The sequence below is a fragment of the Paenibacillus sp. genome, from assembly GCF_048976745.1.
Taxonomy (GTDB): Bacteria; Bacillota; Bacilli; order Paenibacillales; family Paenibacillaceae; genus Paenibacillus.
The window spans coordinates 69,260-87,422 of record NZ_JBHGUU010000009.1 but is presented as its reverse complement, the minus strand read 5'-3'; the positions used below and the strand labels follow the sequence as shown (position 1 = coordinate 87,422).

Genomic DNA, 18,163 nt, shown 5'->3' with positions numbered 1-18,163 from the left:
ATATTTACACTTGCTTGCCATCGTCGTAACACTTCTTATTTTATCTCAATGATTGGCTGATCGCCAACTTTCAGCACTCCACTCTTCTTCAGGGTTACCGTGGAGCCCTCTGGCAGGTTGGTGAAAATAACTGGTGAAATGATAGATGGAGCGTTTGCTTTGACATACTCCAGATCCACTTCCATAATCGGCTGACCAGCTGATACCAGATCACCTTCCTGTACCAGTACGTTAAAGCCTTGACCTTTCAGCTTCACCGTATTAACACCTATATGAACAAGCACTTCCTTACCACCGTCGGACATAATGCCCACGGCATGTTTGCTAGGAAATACATTAAACACTTTACCATACACAGGAGAAGTTATTGTACCATCATGTGGCAAAATTGCGAATCCATCACCTGTCATTTTCTCAGCAAATACTGGATCAGGTACGTTTGTAATGTCCAGCAATTCACCATTGACTGGCATGACGATATCCTCAGCAACGATGCGCTCGCCTTGTTCACCTTGTGCTTTCTCCTCTTCAGGAGTTGGTTTGGCAGCTACTGGCGTTGGTGCTGGTGTTCGTCCTGCAATAATATCCTGCATTTGAGATTTGATCGTGTCGGAACGTGTTCCGAAGATGGCTTGAACATTATTACCCACTTCAAGCACACCAGATGCACCCAATTGTTTCAAACGATCTTTTTTCACATTGGATTTCTCATTGACTTCAATCCGCAAACGAGTAATACAAGCATCCAGATGTTTGATGTTCTCTTTACCACCAAAAGCTTCGAGAATGTTATGAGGGAGCTCGTCCGTTGAACCGGAGCCTCCGCCAGATTCGGTTTCAGGCGTTGCATCTTCACGGCCTGGTGTTTTGAGATTGAATTTGCGGATGATAAACCGGAAACCGAAGTAATAGATTACCGCAAGAATCAATCCGACAATAATAACGTCCCACCATGGTGTACGGTTCGGAATTATACCAAAGATCAGGAAGTCAATGAACCCCCCGGAGAAGGTCATACCGATCTTTACACCGAGAATTTGCATGGTCATGAAAGACAAACCTGCAAAGATACAGTGTACTGCAAACAAGATTGGTGCTACAAACAGGAACGAGAATTCAAGTGGTTCTGTAATACCTGTCAGGAACGAGGTCAGCGCGGCTGAACCCATGATACCTGCAACGTACTTTTTGTGTTCCGGTCTTGCTTCATGGTACATCGCAAGAGCGGCTGCTGGCAAACCAAACATCATGAATGGGAATTTACCAACTTGGAATGTTCCCGCTGTGAGGTTAACACCATCACGCAATTGATTAAAGAAGATTTGCTGATCCCCACGAATGACATCTCCAGCTTTGTTCACGTACTCACCAAACTCAAACCAGAATGGGGAGTAGAAAATGTGGTGAAGACCAAATGGAATTAACGACCGTTCCACAACTCCGAAGATAAATGCCGACAATGTCGGGCTTGTATCTACCATGAAGTGAGACACGGCATTCAATCCATTTTGAATCGGTGGCCAGATAATCACCAGAAGCAAGCCAATTAAGAGGGAAACAACCGAAGTGATAATCGGAACGAAACGTTTACCTGCAAAGAAACCGAGGTAAGACGGCAGTTCGATTTTGAAAAATCGATTGTAACACAGCGCGGCGGCAATACCTATGATAATACCTCCGAACACGCCTGTACTTAATGTTGGGATACCTAAAATGCTGGCATAACCTGGAACTTCACCGATCATTGCCGGAGTAACCCCTACCGCGGTACCCAGTGTGACATTCATGACCAGATAACCGATGATGGCCGCGAGACCCGCAACCCCTTCGCCACCAGCCAATCCGACGGCTACACCGACGGCAAACAGCAATGCCAGATTATCAAATACGATCTGACCTGCGTTCATCATAATTGTTGCGATCGAGTTCACCCAAGGGGTGTCGAGCGCCGTTACATATTGCAAGAAATCTGGATTAACCAGCATGTTACCGATTCCCAGCAGCAATCCTGCCGCAGGTAGAATGGCTACAGGCAACATCAGAGCTTTACCTACTCTTTGCAATACACCAAAAAGCTTTTTAAACATCGCTTCGTTCTCCCTTTCGTCTAAGTTTGTATGTTGTGATTCAAGCAAGGGAACACAAAAAAAGGCATGAATTAATAAAGTAAACTGTGCCAACCTTGGGGTATAGCATACCCTGTACAAGGAAAGAACAATCACACTTTAATTAACTCATGCCTGATCGAGTCAGTAACACGTCGCTTATGTTTATTCAGTTGCTTGATTACGGAAACCATTGTAGCACCAGTTCTAATCTTTTGCAAGCCTTTACACCAAAAAAATAAATTCCGCATTCCACCACTGGAGCGATCTCACTTATCCTCTTCTTCTTTCCGCTGATTCAGCCGTTGCAAGTGAATGGTCAGGTACCCCACTTCCGCAGGATAAACTGGAAGATTCAACCTCTTCTCCATCACTTTGGTCAGTTTCCATGCAAGCGAGTACATTTCAGGATACTCCAACTTGAGCAGGGAATCCAACTTATGAAGTTCTTCCACTTTGTCTCCACGGCGAACACGCTCAAGGGCGAAACGAAGATGGGTCAGCAAACGAGAGTAATCAAGCGATTCCGTTTCAAACGAATAATCGAGTTGATCGGACACCAGGTTCACCAAATCAGTAATCAATTGTGAATGTTCACGTACCTGGGATATATTTTGATTGGTCATTGCACTATAGATATGTAGCGCAACAAAACCAATCTCGTCCATCCCCAGATCTACACCCATTCTCTCTTTGATCAGACGAACAGCGTAATCTGCCATTCGATATTCTTCAGGATAAATCTCGCGGGTTTCATATAAAAATGGATTTTGTATGACAATGCCCTGCTCCTTGCGTTTTAACGCGAAAGAAATGTGATCGGTTAATGCAATATGGATATGTTCATTCAGAGGAACGTCCGTACGCTCTGCAATATACGTAATAACTTCGTTAATAATCTCGATCAGTGCTTCATCCACCTGCGGAAGAAGCTGTTTGTACTGCTCTTGCTCCTGCTGGTTTCTCAAAATGAACATTTTCTCCACAGCCGTCAATGGAATATGATCACTCGGTTTTCGGTTAAAGCCAATGCCTTTGCCAATAACAACGACTTCCCCGTGTTCAGGATGCTGTGCAATGATTACATTATTATTTAGCGCTTTATCTACATGCAGGCTGCTCATTGTTTGCACCTCTTTTTTCACACCATCTTAGGTGCGATAAGTCACACCCTGTTACGAACGAAAAGACACCCGGAGCGGGCAAACCGCGCCGGACGTCTCGCTTAAAAAGTAACAAAAATTCGCCTTAAGGTCAATAGAGCAACCATGTAACATTCCACGTGTTTCTTACTCGTCAACTCCAGCTCTTTCCACAATCTTGTCGATTATAGAAGGAGTTGTAACCGCCTCGCTCTGTTGAATGGTAACTGGCGCAGGTGTTTTGGACTTGGTAAGGCCTTTAATCAGCTGCTCTACATCAATGCCGGATACACTCTTAAGCATCTCTGGAGCCGTCGCCATAAGTTCGGTAACATAGTTACTCACTCGTGTGGCGCCTTCACCCTTACCTGTATCTACGACCGTCAGTTTATCAATAGAAGCAATTGGCTCTGCAATTTTACCAGCCAGTTCAGGCAGCATTTTGACAATGATATCGAGTACAGCCGCTTCGCCAAACTTTTGGAACGCCTCAGCCAGTTTTTCCTTCGCTTCTGCTTCCGCAAGTCCCTTCAAACGAATAACTTCGGAGTCCGCCGTACCTTTTGCAAGTTCAGCATCCGCCATAGCCTGACCTTCAAGTCGCTTCTGTTCCGCTGTTGCTTTGGCGTGTGTCTCGATGGAGTATTGTACTGCATCTGCTTCGCGCATTCTTTTTGCTTTGTCTGCTTCCGCAGCCTGCTCTACTGCATAACGATCTGCTTCTGCCTTTTTCTTCACTTCGGCGTCATATTGCTTCTCACGTACGATGATTTCCTTAGCCTGAATGTCAATTTCCCGCTCCTTACGAACGAGTTCAACCTTCATTTCCTCTTCAACCACGGTTTGTCTAGCACGAGCTTCATGGATATGGTACGCCTGATCGGCTTCCGCCTTGGCTGTATCCTGATCCCGCTTAAACGTGGCTACTTTCAGTTCCTTCTCTTTGGCTGCCTCGGCGATATTGGTATCCCGCAGCAACTCTGCCTTCTGCCCCTGCTCTTCCGCATTGGCCTTCTGAATACGTGCATCACGCATCGCTTCCGCTTCAGCTATCTCGGCATCCCGCTTCACAGCAGCAATTCTCGGTTTACCGAGTGCATCCAGGTAACCCTGTTTGTCACGAACATCCTTGATGGTAAATGAGACAATTTGCAGTCCCATTTTTTTCAGATCTCTAGCAGCTACGCCTTGAACCTCTTGCGCAAATCGATCCCGATTCCGATATACCTCTTCCACCGTCATTGTACCGAGGATGGCCCGCAAATGCCCCTCCAGCACCTCCTGTGCTTCGCTTCTCAGCGCTTCTACAGGTTTACCAATGAATTGCTCAGCTGCCGTAGCAACATCCTCTACAGCGCCTCCAACCTTGATAATGGCGACACCGTCAGCAATAACCGGAACCCCTTGCTCCGTGTACACTTCCGGTGTGGAGACATCCAGCTTGTGGGACAACAAGGAGATAAACTCGGATTGCTGGAATACTGGCAGGATAAATGCACCGCCGCCACGAACAATTTTAATTTTCCGGCCAGAGTCATCATCGGAGATATTCTTGCTACCCAGGAATGACCCCGTAACGATCATCGCTTCATCCGGCCCAACCGTTTTATATCTCGCCCAGAAAGCCAAACCAAGAATCAAAATGACACCAACCACAACAGCAGGAATCAACAATACATCCCAATTTAAATCCATTCCACATCTCTCCCCTTATTCATTTCATGATGAGGCTTAAGTTTTATCCCATTCCGACACACGCAGTACACCATCTACAACATCCACAACGACAACACGGGCTCCCGCCGCAATGGGGAGGTGCTCAAAACTGGATGCCGTTTGAATCGTACTACCGGAAGCAAAGCGGATCATCACTTCTCCAAAACCTTTTTCCGGCACCGGAATGGTAATTTCCCCAATTTTCCCAGATAACTCTTTCATTGAAAATGCAATCGAAACATCACTGTTACGCATCGGTTTGATATATGCGAAGAATACCAGCATAGCCGCAGCAATACCTATAAGCAGGGATAATATTAGACCCGACATCGCACTTAATGAACTATAACGTGTCAGCATAATGCCTGCCCCACCGAAGGTTGTAATGGAACCAGCTAACACAACGGGTTTGAAAAAATCAAGACCTGGCATTTCGAAGGCTCCGTCCAGCAAGCCGTCAACCAAGTCACCCAACACAAGGCTGACAACCGCAAATATTGCTCCTCCGATTAGACACCCCCAATAAATTGTCTCCATCCCCTCTTCCTCCTCTCCTCTGCCGCAAATTCATCCTCACTGAGCATTCCACATGTAAATAAATACGTAGTAAATATCAAAATGTTTCAAAATCTTTCCTCAAATGTATTCTGGAACCGATAATGGGTATTATCACGACATTCTGTTCCACTTGCTTCATCATCCTCCATCATTCACGTATACAGCCCGAATACATTAAAAAAACCGCAAGCCTCCATAAGGAGACTTGCGGCTATCGGACAACAGGATGGGTCCGTTCACTTGTCAGTGATTATAGAATTACAGGGAAGCCTTGTAAATCGATACAACATCTTCCCGTTGCAATTTCTTGAAGTTGCCAAATGGGCCAAACAGCATCGCTTTATCAGCCATTACGTCGATCTGGCTGTCATCGATATCGTAATCAGCCAAACGGTTAGGAGCACCAATGGATGTCCAGAATTGGCTGAGCGCATCGATACCTTCTTCGGCAATTTGTCTGTCCGACTTGCCTTCAGGATTCACTTCGAACACATTAATTGCCAGACGTTTGAATCGGTCCACATTAACATCCAGGTTATGTTTCATCCAGTGTGGGAACAAGATCGCAAGGCCACCGCCATGTGGGATATCATACACTGCGGATACCGCGTGTTCGATATTATGCGTTGCCCAGTCTCCTGCAAGACCCATGTTCAGCACACCATTTAATGCCATTGTTCCGCAATACAGAATCGTTTCGCGCAGTTCATAATTCTCCAGATCTTCAACCAGACGCGGTGCTGCTTCCATAACGGTACGCAGAATTGTCTCACAGAAGCCGAGTTGAACCGGTGTGTTGGCATCCAGATGGAAGTAATGCTCCAATACGTGGGACATCATATCTACCATGCCGTATACCGTTTGGTCCAGTGGAACAGTGTATGTATTCACTGGATCCAGGATGGAGAAAGCAGGGAATGAATAGGCGCTACCCCAGCCCAATTTTTCTTGCGTATCCTGATTCGTAATAACCGAACCGGAGTTCATCTCCGAACCTGTTGCTGCCATTGTTAATACGGTACCGAGCGGAAGAGCGTCTTGTGCAACGGCTTTGCGTTGGGCAAAATCCCACATATCGCCATCATATTTGGCACCTACCGCAATGGCTTTGGAACAATCCAGTACACTACCGCCACCTACTGCGAGGATCAGGTCGATGTTATTTGTTTTACAGAGGTCTACCCCTTTATGCACCGTAGAAAGACGCGGGTTAGGTTCAACGCCTGCCAGTTCAGTCACTTCTGCTCCAGCTTCCTTAAGCAATCCGATCACTTGATCATAGAGCCCACTGCGTTTGATACTGCCGCCACCATATACAAGCAGAACCCGTTTACCGTATTTCGGCACTTCTGTCTTTAATGCTTCCAGTTGTCCTTTACCAAAAATCAGACGGGTTGGATTATAAAATTGGAAAGATCTCATATCTATTGTCGCCTCCAATGGAGTTTAGAATTTTTAGTGCAACTCCAATTATAGTACCCCGTTTACAGAAAAACAAATCGATAGTCACTCACTTTATAACAACCCGTTAATCTCCAAATGGGCTCGAAACATCTCGTTAGTAGAAGGTAAATCTTCAGGGGCTGCCCATGTGTCTGATGACCATAATCCAGCCTGTTTGAATGCCCGCGGACAATGGATAAAACACTCTTCCACATCTACAATGACAGCCACACCAATCGTTTTACCATGCCACCCCATACTCGCGATAAATTCTTCATCCTTGGTAATGGATGCTGTACCATTAATGCGCAGCACTTCATTCAGACCCGGAATCAAAAAGAGCATACCAATTCCTGGGTTAGATAAGATGTTCAACAAAGAATCGATCCGCCGATTGCCTGGGCGTTCGGGATAAACGAGCCGGTATGTATCATACACTTTTACGAATCCCGCTCCATCGCCCCGTGGTGACACATCACTTTTCCCATCATGGTTGGACGTGGAGAGGAAAAATAATGGTGACATGGATAAAAAGTTTTGCACATGTGAATCCACAAATGAGATTGCCTTGTTACGCACATGTTCATGCGGTTCACCCACCATACCTTGCAGTTCCTCAGAATCTGTAATCAACGGAATATTCAATGCCTGCTTTTCCAAGTGATTAACCCCATTTCCTCAATTCATTATGGTACTCTAGGACTTCTCTCCATTATAACGGGCTTGGAAGTTCATTCCAATGCGTAGAATGGTAAGAACGACCAAGAACACCCGCTCTTGATTGAACGGGTGTTCTTGAAATTTGTTAATTATGTTGATTACTATTCAGTGTATCCCATGCTGCTTACAAAACGACGGAAAGCCTTGCGTCCGGCTTCATCATATTTGTAGACACCTGCATGTTCCAGAATCTCGGCAAATTTCAAACCCACTTCCTGCTGTACAATGGCAACGGCTTGCTCTTTGTCGAGATTAGGCCCGAATCGTTCAATCAATTCTTCGGCCCAGCCCAGGTGTTTGTTCAACACATGATCAGCAGCTTTGGCTGCCTCAGCAAGCTTGGCATCTCCGGCGAGGATATCCGCAATACTGTCCAGTTCTTCTTTCAAGCGACCTGGCAGAATGGCAAGTCCCATCACTTCGATCAGACCAATGTTCTCTTTCTTGAGATGGTGCATCTCACGGTGCGGATGGAAAATACCTTCAGGATGCACATCATTTGTACGGTTGTTCCGCAATACGAGATCCATCTCATAACCACCATCTGCACTTCGACGAACGATTGGTGTTACCGTATTGTGTGGCACCTGCTCACCGTCTACTTCACTGAATGCTTCGATATCCACAGCAGAATCACTGTAAACCTTCCATGCTTCATATACTGCGTTACCTGCTTCAAGCAGCTCTGCAGGATCGTGTGAAGCCAGACGCATCACAGACATCGGCCATTTCACAAGACTCAGTGTAAGTCCAGGTGCATCCGCATGGCGGAAAACCGCTTCTGGCTGCGCATTTTGAATGGCAAACGTATGCCGTCCACCCTGGAAATGGTCATGTGTCAGAATGGATCCGCCTACGATCGGCAGATCCGCATTAGATCCGATAAAGTAATGCGGATACTCCCCGACAAAGGCAAGCAGTCTGCGCAGCGTATCTTTGGTCAGTTTCATCGGCACATGATCATGGTGGAAAATGATGCAGTGTTCGTTGTAATACACATATGGCGAGTATTGGAACAGCCAAGGTTCGTTATTAAGTTCCAGCGGAATGACTCTCAGATTCTGGCGAGCCGGGTGATTCACCCGACCGGCATAACCTACATTTTCACGACATAGCTGGCATTTTGGATATACCGGTGGCGGAAGCAATTTCGCCATGGCAATTTCCTTTGGACTTTTCTCCGGTTTTGACAGGTTGATGGTAATCTCCATGTCTCCATAGGCCGTGTCCTGTGTCCAGTAGACGTTCTTCGAGATCCGATCCATCCGGATGTAGTTGGAGTTAATGGACAAGTCATAGAACTGGGATGTGGCCGCCTCAATGCCTTCCGTCTTCTCCGTATGGCGGAATGCGCGTACCACTTCGGATGGGCGTGCCAGCAAATGACCCATGATTTTGGCATCCAGCAAATCACGGAACGTATCGCTATTTTCAGGAATGAGTCCAATGGCAAATCCATAATCAATCAACGTATCCAGCATCGCCTGTGGACCATCGGGCACAGTTGTGTCCAACTCGCCGGCATAAGGCTCCGAGAATCCGAATTGTTCCAGCAGGAGGTTGCGGCTGTAATCCCAATCCGCTTCCTCGATTAATTGTTTCTGCAAGGCAAATGCAACCAGACGTTCAATGGCATGCAGTGCTTCCTGCTGCTCCGGTGTCCGCTCTGTGGCACCTGCTGCAATATGAGTCTGTGACATAAGGTGTTCGCCTCCTAGTTTTTTCCGTAGCCGTCAGGACGTGATTGGTGCCAGCTCCAGGCGCTTTGAATGACATCTTCCAGATTGGTCCATTTCGGATTCCAGCCAAGGACAGATCTTGCTTTTGCAGATGAAGCTACCAGCACAGCCGGGTCACCTGCACGACGTGGCTCCTGTACAACCGGGATATCGAGGCCAGTCACTTTTTTAGCTGTTTCGATCACTTGTTTTACCGAGAAGCCTGTACCGTTCCCCAGGTTAAACACGTTGCTGTTCTCACCTTTGCGAAGATAATCCACTGCACGCAGATGTGCATCAGCCAAATCGCTCACGTGGATATAGTCACGGATACAAGTTCCATCTTCTGTTGCATAGTCGTCACCAAACACGGCGATGTGTGGGCGTTGTTTCAAAGCCGTTTGCAGAACGAGTGGAATCAGATGACTCTCTGGTTGGTGATCTTCACCAATTTTGCCACTCTCATGAGCACCGGCTGCATTGAAGTAACGCAGGGAAACGTATTTGATATCCTGAACTTTATCGAACCATGACATCATGCGCTCCATCATCAGCTTGGTTTCGCCGTATACGTTGGTTGGCTCTGTACGATCACTTTCTTCGATTGGCACTTTCTCAGGCTCACCGTAGGTAGCTGCCGTAGAAGAGAAGACAATGCGGCGTACATTCGCTGCATTCATCGCTTCCAGGAGACAGAGTGTACCAAACACGTTGTTGTCATAATATTTAACCGGGTCTTTCATACTTTCGCCTACGAGTGAGTTGGCCGCAAAGTGAATAACTGCATCGATTGAATTCTCAGCGAACAGCTTTGCCAGAATTTCTTTGTCACGCAGATCTCCTTCATACAACTTACCGCCGAGCAACGCCTCACGATGCCCTGTCTGCAAGTTATCCAGTACAACAACCTCTTCCCCACGTTCCAACAATGCTGCTACCGTATGAGAACCAATATACCCTGCTCCACCTGTCACCAAAATTGCCATTTTACTTCGCCTCCTTCAATTCTTTAACACCGTCACCTACGCCGCACACATAAAAATCACCTTTGAGAGTGGTACGCGCTTCATATGCAGCGCCCACTTCGCTTACAAAACGCTCAACATCATTTTCATGCACAAGCGATACGGTACAACCGCCAAATCCTGCGCCAGTCATCCGAGCACCAAGCGTGCCTGGAATCCGCTGAGCTTCTTCAACCATAACATCCAGCTCATCACAGCTAACTTCATACAAATCACGAAGCGATTCATGAGAAGCGTTCATCAGCTGGCCGAAGGTTTCCAGATCATTGATCCGCAAAGCTTCGACTGATGCGAGCACACGCGCGTTCTCTTCCACAACATGTTGTGCACGCTGTCTTACTTTCTCATCCTTGATCAGATCCTGTAGTGTTACGAACTGCTCTGGCGTCAATTGAGCCAGGTAATTCAGTGCAGGCAGCTGTTCCTTCAAGATGGCAAGTGCCTGCTCGCATTGGGAGCGACGTTCATTATAAGCCGAATCTACCAGACCCCGGCGTTTGTTTGTGTTCCCAATGATCAATTTGTAAGAACCTGTACGGAAAGGAACCTTTTCGTACTCCAGTGTGTCACACATCAGCAGGATGGCGTGATCCTGCGCACCGTTTGCGACAGCGAACTGATCCATGATTCCACAGTTGACACCTACGAACTCATTTTCCGCTTTCTGGGACAGAAGCGCCAGTTGAACCGTATCAATATCCGACACACCCTCCAGAGACTGCATCGCGAATCCGGTAAGTACCTCCAGAGATGCAGACGATGAAAGTCCTGCCCCGTTCGGAATCTCCCCGTGGTACAGGAAGTCGTACCCGTTCGTTATATTCACGCCTTTGCCTTGCAATTCAACCATGACACCAACAGGATAGTCGATCCACTCTCCGGTTTTCTCTTTACCAATAGTGGAAGTATCCAATGTTCCTTCATAAGACATGTTCGTGGAAGCCAGTTGCAACTTGTTGTCCTGACGCTCACGGATAATTAATGTTGTACCAAATTCAAGTGCTGCCGGAAGCACGTATCCACCATTATAGTCAATGTGCTCACCGATCAGATTCACACGCCCAGGGGCATGAAATACACGGATGTCCGCTCCACTCTCTCCGTACTTCTCAATAAACTTTTGTTTCAATTCAGTTACGTTCACTGCTGCTGCACCTCGCCTCGTTGTTGTGGTTTTCTTAATGTTATTATATAAGAAAGCGGTGCCTCTTGTAATGCAACCATGTGTGTTTCATATGGATAAATGTGACCTTAAGGCGTATAATGATCGGAGCATCCCGGAAAGAAGGAAACGAGCATGGCAGACCAATCTAACGCCAAGAAAGACCCTCTTGCATCTATCGATAAAATACAGGAATCCCCTTCCGGTAAAAGCGGAGCACTCAGTTATTCGGTTGCCTCCAATCCCGTCTATTATGAAGAAGGAGCACTGCATGTCCTGTTTGCCGGCGCAAGCCAGACTCTTCCAGGTCACGCCCTCGGGCCTAAACTGTTTGATTATTATCTGTTGCATTATGTAGAAAAAGGGGCGGGTACGTTCCGTACCGAACTGCACACCTACGAGTTATCCGCAGGTGACTGTTTCCTCATTCACCCCGGGCAACTGGTAAGCTACCAGTCACATGGCCGTAACCCGTGGCAATACCGCTGGATTGCCTTCACGGGCAGCCAAGCTGCACAGCATGCCGATGAGGCGGGGTTCCGCCCGGAGAAGTCTGTTTTTCATGCCGGACCCTCGTGTGGAATATCCGATTGGTTATCCGTGATGCAGGATGCTTTTGCCGAGCGCAAAGAAAGCTCCCATTTCACATCACTGGGTACGTTATATATGATTCTAGCTGAAGCACAGAATCACCTTTCGCAGGGCCAAACCTTAATTCCAGGTGAATCCTCCATCCGACGTACGGTAAAACAGATGATTCAATATATGTCCACCCAATATGCCTATCCTGTCTCCATTGAACAAATGTCTGCGAGTCTCGGCTACAACCGTGCGTATCTATCCCGTATTTTCAAACAGGAAACCGGACTTTCGCCAGTCACTTATCTGCTCAAACTGCGGATCGACAAGTCGCGTCAACTCCTCCGGGAACGACCGGATCTGTCTATCGAACAGGTATCTGCATCGGTCGGACTGCCAGACGCGCTGTATTTCTCCAAACAGTTCAAACGATTTCACGGTGAAGCGCCCAGCCTTTATCGAGAGAAAATACTCACTCGCCCACGACATCAGGGGTTACAGAAGAATGCTCCACAAAACAAACGGTGAGCAACATAACGGGCGGTAATCAACATAGCGGACAAAGAATCATATACGACAAAAAAGGTGCATTCCGCCAATATGGCTAAGATGCACCTTTTGCACGTTATTTATTTGTCATCAGGCTCTGGAGACAGAATGGATTCCACCCGTTCCAATTCCTCTGTAGAGAAATCCAGTTGGCTTAGTGCAGCCACATTCTCTTCAATCTGGGAAGGACGACTTGCGCCAATCAGCGCAGAAGTTACCCTGCCATTCCGCAAAACCCAGGAGAGTGCAAATTGGGCCAAGCTCTGACCACGGGCTGCTGCAATCTGGTTCAGCGCACGTACTTTGCGGAGCGTCTCTGGAGAGATGTTGTTCTCATTCAGGAATACTGACGGTCCTTTGGCACGTGAGTCTTCCGGAATACCATTCAAGTATTTGTTCGTAAGCACACCTTGTGCCAATGGACAGAAGGCAATACTGCCTGCTCCATACTCATCCAGCACGTCCTGCAAATCAGCTTCGATCCAGCGATCCAGCAGCGAGTATTTCGGTTGATGAATCAACAACGGTGTACCCAGACTTTTCAGAATTTCGGCAGCCTGTCTCGTCTGCTCTGCGGGATAGTTGGAGATCCCTACATAGAGGGCTTTACCCGAGCGAACAATATGATCCAGTGCCATCATCGTTTCTTCCAAAGGCGTTTCAGGATCATACCGATGAGAATAGAAAATATCCACATAATCCAGGCCCATGCGTTTCAAGCTCTGATTCAGACTGGATACCAGATTTTTGCGCGAACCCCACTCTCCATACGGCCCGGGCCACATATAATATCCCGCTTTGGTGGAGATCACCAGTTCATCCCGATAAGGTTTCAGATCCTGGGCCAGTACCTGTCCAAATAACTGCTCTGCCGAACCTGCAGGTGGACCATAATTGTTGGCAAGGTCAAAGTGTGTAATCCCCAGATCAAATGAACGGGTAATCATATTACGGCCATTCTCAGCGTTATTGATACCGCCAAAATTATGCCACAGCCCCAGTGAAATCGCTGGCAGTTTCAAACCTGAACGTCCAACGCGGTTATATTTCATCGTTTCATAGCGAGTATCGCTTGCTACGTAGACCATCATGAATCCCTTCTTTCCCCAGGTTCCGCCTCTTTTGTCCGGTTTGAGCCGGAGAATGCGGTTATTCAGTCCATACGTTTAACCAAGAAGCTGGCCCACATTATTCATTACCTCACCAATCGGCTCTGTAATCAGCAAATCCGCTCTACGGTCATAGGCGGTAGGTGTGGCGTTAAGTAGAACGGTATGTTTTCCCTGAAAATACGTAATTAACTGGGCGGCTGGATATACCGTCAGTGACGTGCCCCCCACAAGTAACAGATCGGCAGAAGACAATGCATCAATAGATCGATACAATGTCGTCTGATCCAGTTCTTCCTCGTACAGCACTACATCCGGCTTGATCACACCACCACATGCGGTACAGCGAGGTACGGTATCTTGGGATTGTATAATATCATTCAGCGCATAAAATTGCTTGCAATCCATACAGGCATTACGATGAACTGAGCCATGTAGCTCCAAAACAGTGCTGTTACCTGCTTTCTGGTGGAGTCCGTCGATATTTTGCGTGATCACTGCCTGAAGTTTCCCCTCCTTCTCTAGACGGGCTAACAATCGATGGCACCCATTCGGTTCCGCATCTGGATGGAGCATTTTACCTCGATAAAAATCATAAAAAATATCGGCATGCTGATCAAAAAAATGTCGGCTTAACAACTCTTCCGGTGGATAAGGCGAATGCTGCTCCGTCTGATACAGACCCGCAGCCGAACGGAAGTCGGGAATCCCGCTTTCCGTTGAAGTCCCGGCCCCTCCGAAAAAAACAATACGGGAGCTTTCCTGAATCCAGGCAGCCAGTTGTTCTATTGCGTTCATCCTCTCTCCTCCTTTTATATAGTCCAATCAGATCAGGGTGACTTATTAACTCACGCTTATCTCATTATAATGACGAATAATGGCGTGGGCATCAACCAGGTGTGATCCTTGATCTGATGGTTGACAGTAACCGAGCGTATAGCCTACTCCTGCGTTCCGCCCCATCTGCATATCCCCATTGCTGTCTCCAATGACAACGGCCTCCGCAGGATCGATATGTAATTCACGGCAAGCCAAGAGTGCTGCTTCTCCATCCGGTTTGCCTTGGATCACCCGATCACAGCCTACAATGGATGTGAAAAAGGAACGGATCCCCATCCAATCCAGATGTGTTTCTGCTGCCTTTGTACTGTCTGAAGTGACGACCACCAGTGGTATGTCTGCTGCTCTGCAACTCTGCAAGAATTCCAGCAATCCTTGCATCGGTTCAGCGGATTTGCGCTCTCTTACCGATCTCATGGCTACACTTGAAAATTTGCGTATCGTTGTGATTGCTTCATTCCATGGTATGCCTGCTGCATATAGCTGCCCGGCAAGCAATCCCGTGCACTCATCCACAGTCGCAATAGCAAGCGGGCCTTGTGGATCATAACCGACAATATGACCTTCTGCATTATGGACGGTGCCCAGAACGTGCTCCCGTTCAACCGTAAATGAAGCTCCAAGTTCATTCATACGTGATTGCAACTGATCCAGTAATGTCTCTGCCCACGGCCCCCATAGCTGGAGAAATTCCAACAATGTTCCATCTTTATCAAACAGGATACCTTTACATGGGATCTGCGCTCCATTCACTTGAAGCAAGGCCATCCGTATCACCTCCGGTGATGAGTCTAGCAATAATTACTTCATGTTATTTAACCAGCCCAGAATTGTCTTAACGGTCTGATTCAGCTGTTCTTCTCCACTCACTTCCGGCTCACCATCTCCTTTTTGATGACCGTAATCACCAAACTGGGCGTGGTTTCCACCTTCAATGGTGTAATATACCGTCTCCACGGGCAAATACATACGTCCACTCTGATACTTGGTCATATTCACAACCTCATCTTTAGTACCCAGAATGGATAATGCAGGTATTCCCAGTGTCATTAAACTCCCTTTTTCATCCGGGTAGGATGCCAGAAAAAAGATGCCCTGCAGAGCATCAGGATGCGATGCTACATAACGTGCAGCCATGGACCCACCGAGAGAGTGTCCACCCATAACAAATTGTTCATCCGGATATGCGGCCAGAATCTCATCTGCCAAGTTTGGCTTGAGCACTGCCAGATTAACTGGCATCTTGGCGATAATCGTGTGATGACCAGCAGCGGCCAACTCATGGGCAAGTGGTGCGTAACTTTCCGGTTTCACCAGTCCACCAGGGTAGAACAGAACGCTCTTACCAGCCGGTTTATCGGGCACAAAATCAATCCAGTTCTCTTGTTCGCTCACGGTCACCTTATTGGCTGCTTCCATGGCCGTTTGAGCTGTTTCCTGTGGACCGTATGGTGTGAATAATTTCCACGCAACAAATCCACATCCAATGACAATGAGCGCCAGAAGTACGAGCAGGAATTTCCCGATGCCCCTCTTCTTGCGCCCTGTATTATACCGATTTCTCAACGTTAATCACCTTTCTTCACTTCCGCAGGTGCCGCGGCTCACAGAATTGGGAGCCTTCGTTAATCCAGGCTCCCCTTCTCCGAATTGAACAAAAATTATTCAGCCTTGGCCTTGCGGTAAGCATCCATATATTGTTCCGCTTTGCGACGGACATGACTCAGGTCACCCGTCTTCACAGCTTCCGATGTCAAGTCGGAGCCGATACCTACAGCTACTGCTCCACCCTTGATCCAATCCCCCAGATTAGACAAGGATACCCCGCCAGTTGGCATAAAATTCGCCTGTGGCATAGGGCCCTTCATCGTTTTGATAATTGAAGGATCATACAGATTACCCGGGAACAACTTCACGATGTCCACACCGAGTTCCAATGCGCGTTGAACATCAGCAATTGTCATCACACCAGGCAGAATCGGAATTCGATACAGGTTGCAGATCTGAACGGTATCCGGATTCAGGGAAGGTCCGACTACAAACTCGGCACCCGACATGATGGCCGCTCTTGCCGTTTGCGGTTCTAACACCGTTCCCGCACCAATAATAGCGAACTTCTCTGGATCTTGTGTGTTCCAATGGTATACACGACTTAATTTTTCAATGGCTTTGAGTGCACTGGGTACGGTCATCGTAATCTCGATAACTTTAATGCCACCCGCAATCGCTTGCTCGGCCATGGCAATGACTTGATCAGCAGAATCTGCACGCAGAACTGCCACAACCCCATTGTCCGTAATCTTTTGCAACAGCTGAAGCTTCTTCATTTCATTCTCTCCCTTGTCAATGTGGTGGTTGTGTATACAAGCCTTACATTTAAGAACGAAGATGAGCCATATATGATTTCAGCAGCGATTAGCGCTCAACATGGGCAACATTGTTCAGCTTGGCCTCGACCTGCCCCCATGTCGGGAGCGCCTCCCAATCGCCAACAGCCTGTATTACCATGGAACCGGTCAAATTGCCGAGACGGGTTGCTTCCTGCGGGGAGTATCCTTTTAATAACCCAGATAAAAATCCCGCGCAGAATCCATCTCCTGCTCCTACCGTATCCAGAACATAATCCGCCTTAAAGTACGGAACTTCCGTTAGGGTACCATTCGCCAATACGTAGGTCAAATCAGGGCCACCCTTCACGATGCACACAGCATTCATGGAAGATAAACGCTCAAGTACTTTCTGATCATTTTCTTCGTTATATAGAAGTTTCATCTCGTCCAGGCCCGGTAAAAAGTAGTCCGCCAGTTCAGCTAAACGCAGTAATACGGGGCGTGCTTCATCCGCTGACCATAGTTTAAGACGTAGATTTGGATCAAAGCTTACTTTCACCCCTGCCTGTTTGGCAATATGTATGGCAGCCTCTACCGTTGCAAGTCCGGATGGGCTTATAGCCGCCGTTATACCTGTAACATGTAATATCTTCGCCCCGGCAATATAGTCGGGATCCAGATCATCAGGTGTGATCGCACTTGCAGCAGACAGCTTCCTATAATAATGCACCGAGGCTTTCCCGGAAGCGTTCTCACGAATCATCAAACCAGTAGGCTCGTGATCACTCAACCTTACCCGCGATACATCTACGCCTTCACCGCGAATGGCTTTCAGAATCATGTTTCCGATCGGATCATTGCCCAAACGTCCAAACCAACCACTGGTATGCCCAAGCCGGGATACGCCAATGGCCAGATTACTCTCGGCACCCCCGAAAGACTTGTCCAGTGTGGCTGCATATTCCAGCCCTCTTGTATCCTTGGCAGTCAGCAAACCCATACTCTCCCCAAACGTAATAATTTCCGGGCTTGGATAGGGACTCGTTGACATGATTTCTTCCCTCCTTATATTTACATTTCCTCATCTTCTGTTACTATTGTCATCCTCTATGCAACCGTTGTCAATCCCGGAGCGTTCATTTTGTTGTCACAGCTTTGAGAAAAGAT

Annotated in this window: 16 protein-coding genes; 1 reads left to right on the top strand and 15 read right to left on the bottom strand. The window is 47.5% G+C overall.

Going from position 1 to position 18,163, the window contains the following annotated elements; translation table 11 throughout:
- Nucleotides 1-35: 35 nt before the first annotated feature.
- The 9 genes from ptsG to ACE3K2_RS16005 form a co-directional block, all read right to left on the bottom strand.
- Nucleotides 36-2,087 (bottom strand): glucose-specific PTS transporter subunit IIBC, encoded by a 2,052-nt coding sequence (gene ptsG / locus ACE3K2_RS16045; protein WP_421892073.1) that lies wholly within the window; start codon nt 2,085-2,087, stop codon nt 36-38.
- 287 nt (nt 2,088-2,374) lie between these two features.
- On the bottom strand, nt 2,375-3,229 hold the full coding sequence (gene glcT, locus ACE3K2_RS16040; protein ID WP_421892070.1) for a glucose PTS transporter transcription antiterminator GlcT: 855 nt from the start codon (nt 3,227-3,229) through the stop codon (nt 2,375-2,377).
- A gap of 165 nt (nt 3,230-3,394) precedes the next feature.
- Complete coding sequence (locus ACE3K2_RS16035) at nt 3,395-4,942, bottom strand: flotillin family protein (RefSeq protein WP_421892067.1); 1,548 nt, start codon at nt 4,940-4,942, stop codon at nt 3,395-3,397.
- 36 nt (nt 4,943-4,978) lie between these two features.
- Nucleotides 4,979-5,500, bottom strand: coding sequence for a protease (locus tag ACE3K2_RS16030; RefSeq protein WP_421892064.1), 522 nt, complete (start codon nt 5,498-5,500; stop codon nt 4,979-4,981).
- 279 nt (nt 5,501-5,779) lie between these two features.
- Nucleotides 5,780-6,943, bottom strand: a complete 1,164-nt coding sequence (locus ACE3K2_RS16025) for an iron-containing alcohol dehydrogenase (RefSeq protein WP_339236914.1) — start codon at nt 6,941-6,943, stop codon at nt 5,780-5,782.
- Between the two features lie 93 nt (nt 6,944-7,036).
- On the bottom strand, nt 7,037-7,624 hold the full coding sequence (locus ACE3K2_RS16020) for an MSMEG_1061 family FMN-dependent PPOX-type flavoprotein (protein WP_421892061.1): 588 nt from the start codon (nt 7,622-7,624) through the stop codon (nt 7,037-7,039).
- 161 nt (nt 7,625-7,785) lie between these two features.
- Entirely contained in the window at nt 7,786-9,384 is a 1,599-nt protein-coding gene (locus ACE3K2_RS16015; protein WP_421892058.1) for a UDP-glucose--hexose-1-phosphate uridylyltransferase, read from the bottom strand.
- A gap of 14 nt (nt 9,385-9,398) precedes the next feature.
- A complete protein-coding gene (gene galE, locus ACE3K2_RS16010) occupies nt 9,399-10,388 on the bottom strand; it encodes a UDP-glucose 4-epimerase GalE (RefSeq protein ID WP_315938440.1) in 990 nt (329 codons plus the stop codon).
- Between the two features lies 1 nt (nt 10,389).
- Nucleotides 10,390-11,571 carry a galactokinase gene (locus ACE3K2_RS16005; protein WP_421892054.1) on the bottom strand — a complete coding sequence of 394 codons (1,182 nt, stop codon included), beginning with the start codon at nt 11,569-11,571 and terminating at the stop codon, nt 10,390-10,392.
- 153 nt (nt 11,572-11,724) lie between these two features.
- On the opposite strand from ACE3K2_RS16005, the gene ACE3K2_RS16000 reads away from it, so the two are divergent.
- On the top strand, nt 11,725-12,696 hold the full coding sequence (locus ACE3K2_RS16000; RefSeq protein ID WP_421892051.1) for an AraC family ligand binding domain-containing protein: 972 nt from the start codon (nt 11,725-11,727) through the stop codon (nt 12,694-12,696).
- Nucleotides 12,697-12,797: 101 nt separating this feature from the next.
- Here ACE3K2_RS16000 and mgrA read toward each other — a convergent pair whose 3' ends face one another.
- From mgrA to ACE3K2_RS15970, 6 genes are all read right to left on the bottom strand, one after another.
- Nucleotides 12,798-13,805 carry an L-glyceraldehyde 3-phosphate reductase gene (gene mgrA, locus ACE3K2_RS15995; RefSeq protein WP_421892952.1) on the bottom strand — a complete coding sequence of 336 codons (1,008 nt, stop codon included), beginning with the start codon at nt 13,803-13,805 and terminating at the stop codon, nt 12,798-12,800.
- A 78-nt stretch (nt 13,806-13,883) separates the two neighbouring features.
- On the bottom strand, nt 13,884-14,624 hold the full coding sequence (locus ACE3K2_RS15990; protein ID WP_421892049.1) for an NAD-dependent protein deacylase: 741 nt from the start codon (nt 14,622-14,624) through the stop codon (nt 13,884-13,886).
- A 45-nt stretch (nt 14,625-14,669) separates the two neighbouring features.
- Nucleotides 14,670-15,434: an HAD family hydrolase gene (locus ACE3K2_RS15985; protein WP_421892046.1), complete on the bottom strand. Its 765-nt coding sequence runs from the start codon at nt 15,432-15,434 to the stop codon at nt 14,670-14,672.
- A 33-nt stretch (nt 15,435-15,467) separates the two neighbouring features.
- Nucleotides 15,468-16,232 (bottom strand): alpha/beta fold hydrolase, encoded by a 765-nt coding sequence (locus tag ACE3K2_RS15980; protein ID WP_421892043.1) that lies wholly within the window; start codon nt 16,230-16,232, stop codon nt 15,468-15,470.
- 95 nt (nt 16,233-16,327) lie between these two features.
- Nucleotides 16,328-16,993 carry a bifunctional 2-keto-4-hydroxyglutarate aldolase/2-keto-3-deoxy-6-phosphogluconate aldolase gene (locus ACE3K2_RS15975; protein WP_017686833.1) on the bottom strand — a complete coding sequence of 222 codons (666 nt, stop codon included), beginning with the start codon at nt 16,991-16,993 and terminating at the stop codon, nt 16,328-16,330.
- A gap of 88 nt (nt 16,994-17,081) precedes the next feature.
- Nucleotides 17,082-18,047: a sugar kinase gene (locus ACE3K2_RS15970; RefSeq protein WP_421892040.1), complete on the bottom strand. Its 966-nt coding sequence runs from the start codon at nt 18,045-18,047 to the stop codon at nt 17,082-17,084.
- Between the last annotated feature and the right edge of the window lie 116 nt (nt 18,048-18,163).

Coding starts and splice junctions, on each gene's coding strand:
- ptsG (WP_421892073.1), bottom strand. CDS start 2,087: ATGTTTAAAAAGCTTTTTGGTGTATTGCAAAGAGTAGGTAAAGCTCTG.
- glcT (WP_421892070.1), bottom strand. CDS start 3,229: ATGAGCAGCCTGCATGTAGATAAAGCGCTAAATAATAATGTAATCATT.
- ACE3K2_RS16035 (WP_421892067.1), bottom strand. CDS start 4,942: ATGGATTTAAATTGGGATGTATTGTTGATTCCTGCTGTTGTGGTTGGT.
- ACE3K2_RS16030 (WP_421892064.1), bottom strand. CDS start 5,500: ATGGAGACAATTTATTGGGGGTGTCTAATCGGAGGAGCAATATTTGCG.
- ACE3K2_RS16025 (WP_339236914.1), bottom strand. CDS start 6,943: ATGAGATCTTTCCAATTTTATAATCCAACCCGTCTGATTTTTGGTAAA.
- ACE3K2_RS16015 (WP_421892058.1), bottom strand. CDS start 9,384: ATGTCACAGACTCATATTGCAGCAGGTGCCACAGAGCGGACACCGGAG.
- galE (WP_315938440.1), bottom strand. CDS start 10,388: ATGGCAATTTTGGTGACAGGTGGAGCAGGGTATATTGGTTCTCATACG.
- ACE3K2_RS16000 (WP_421892051.1), top strand. CDS start 11,725: ATGGCAGACCAATCTAACGCCAAGAAAGACCCTCTTGCATCTATCGAT.
- mgrA (WP_421892952.1), bottom strand. CDS start 13,805: ATGGTCTACGTAGCAAGCGATACTCGCTATGAAACGATGAAATATAAC.
- ACE3K2_RS15990 (WP_421892049.1), bottom strand. CDS start 14,624: ATGAACGCAATAGAACAACTGGCTGCCTGGATTCAGGAAAGCTCCCGT.
- ACE3K2_RS15985 (WP_421892046.1), bottom strand. CDS start 15,434: ATGGCCTTGCTTCAAGTGAATGGAGCGCAGATCCCATGTAAAGGTATC.
- ACE3K2_RS15975 (WP_017686833.1), bottom strand. CDS start 16,993: ATGAAGAAGCTTCAGCTGTTGCAAAAGATTACGGACAATGGGGTTGTG.
- ACE3K2_RS15970 (WP_421892040.1), bottom strand. CDS start 18,047: ATGTCAACGAGTCCCTATCCAAGCCCGGAAATTATTACGTTTGGGGAG.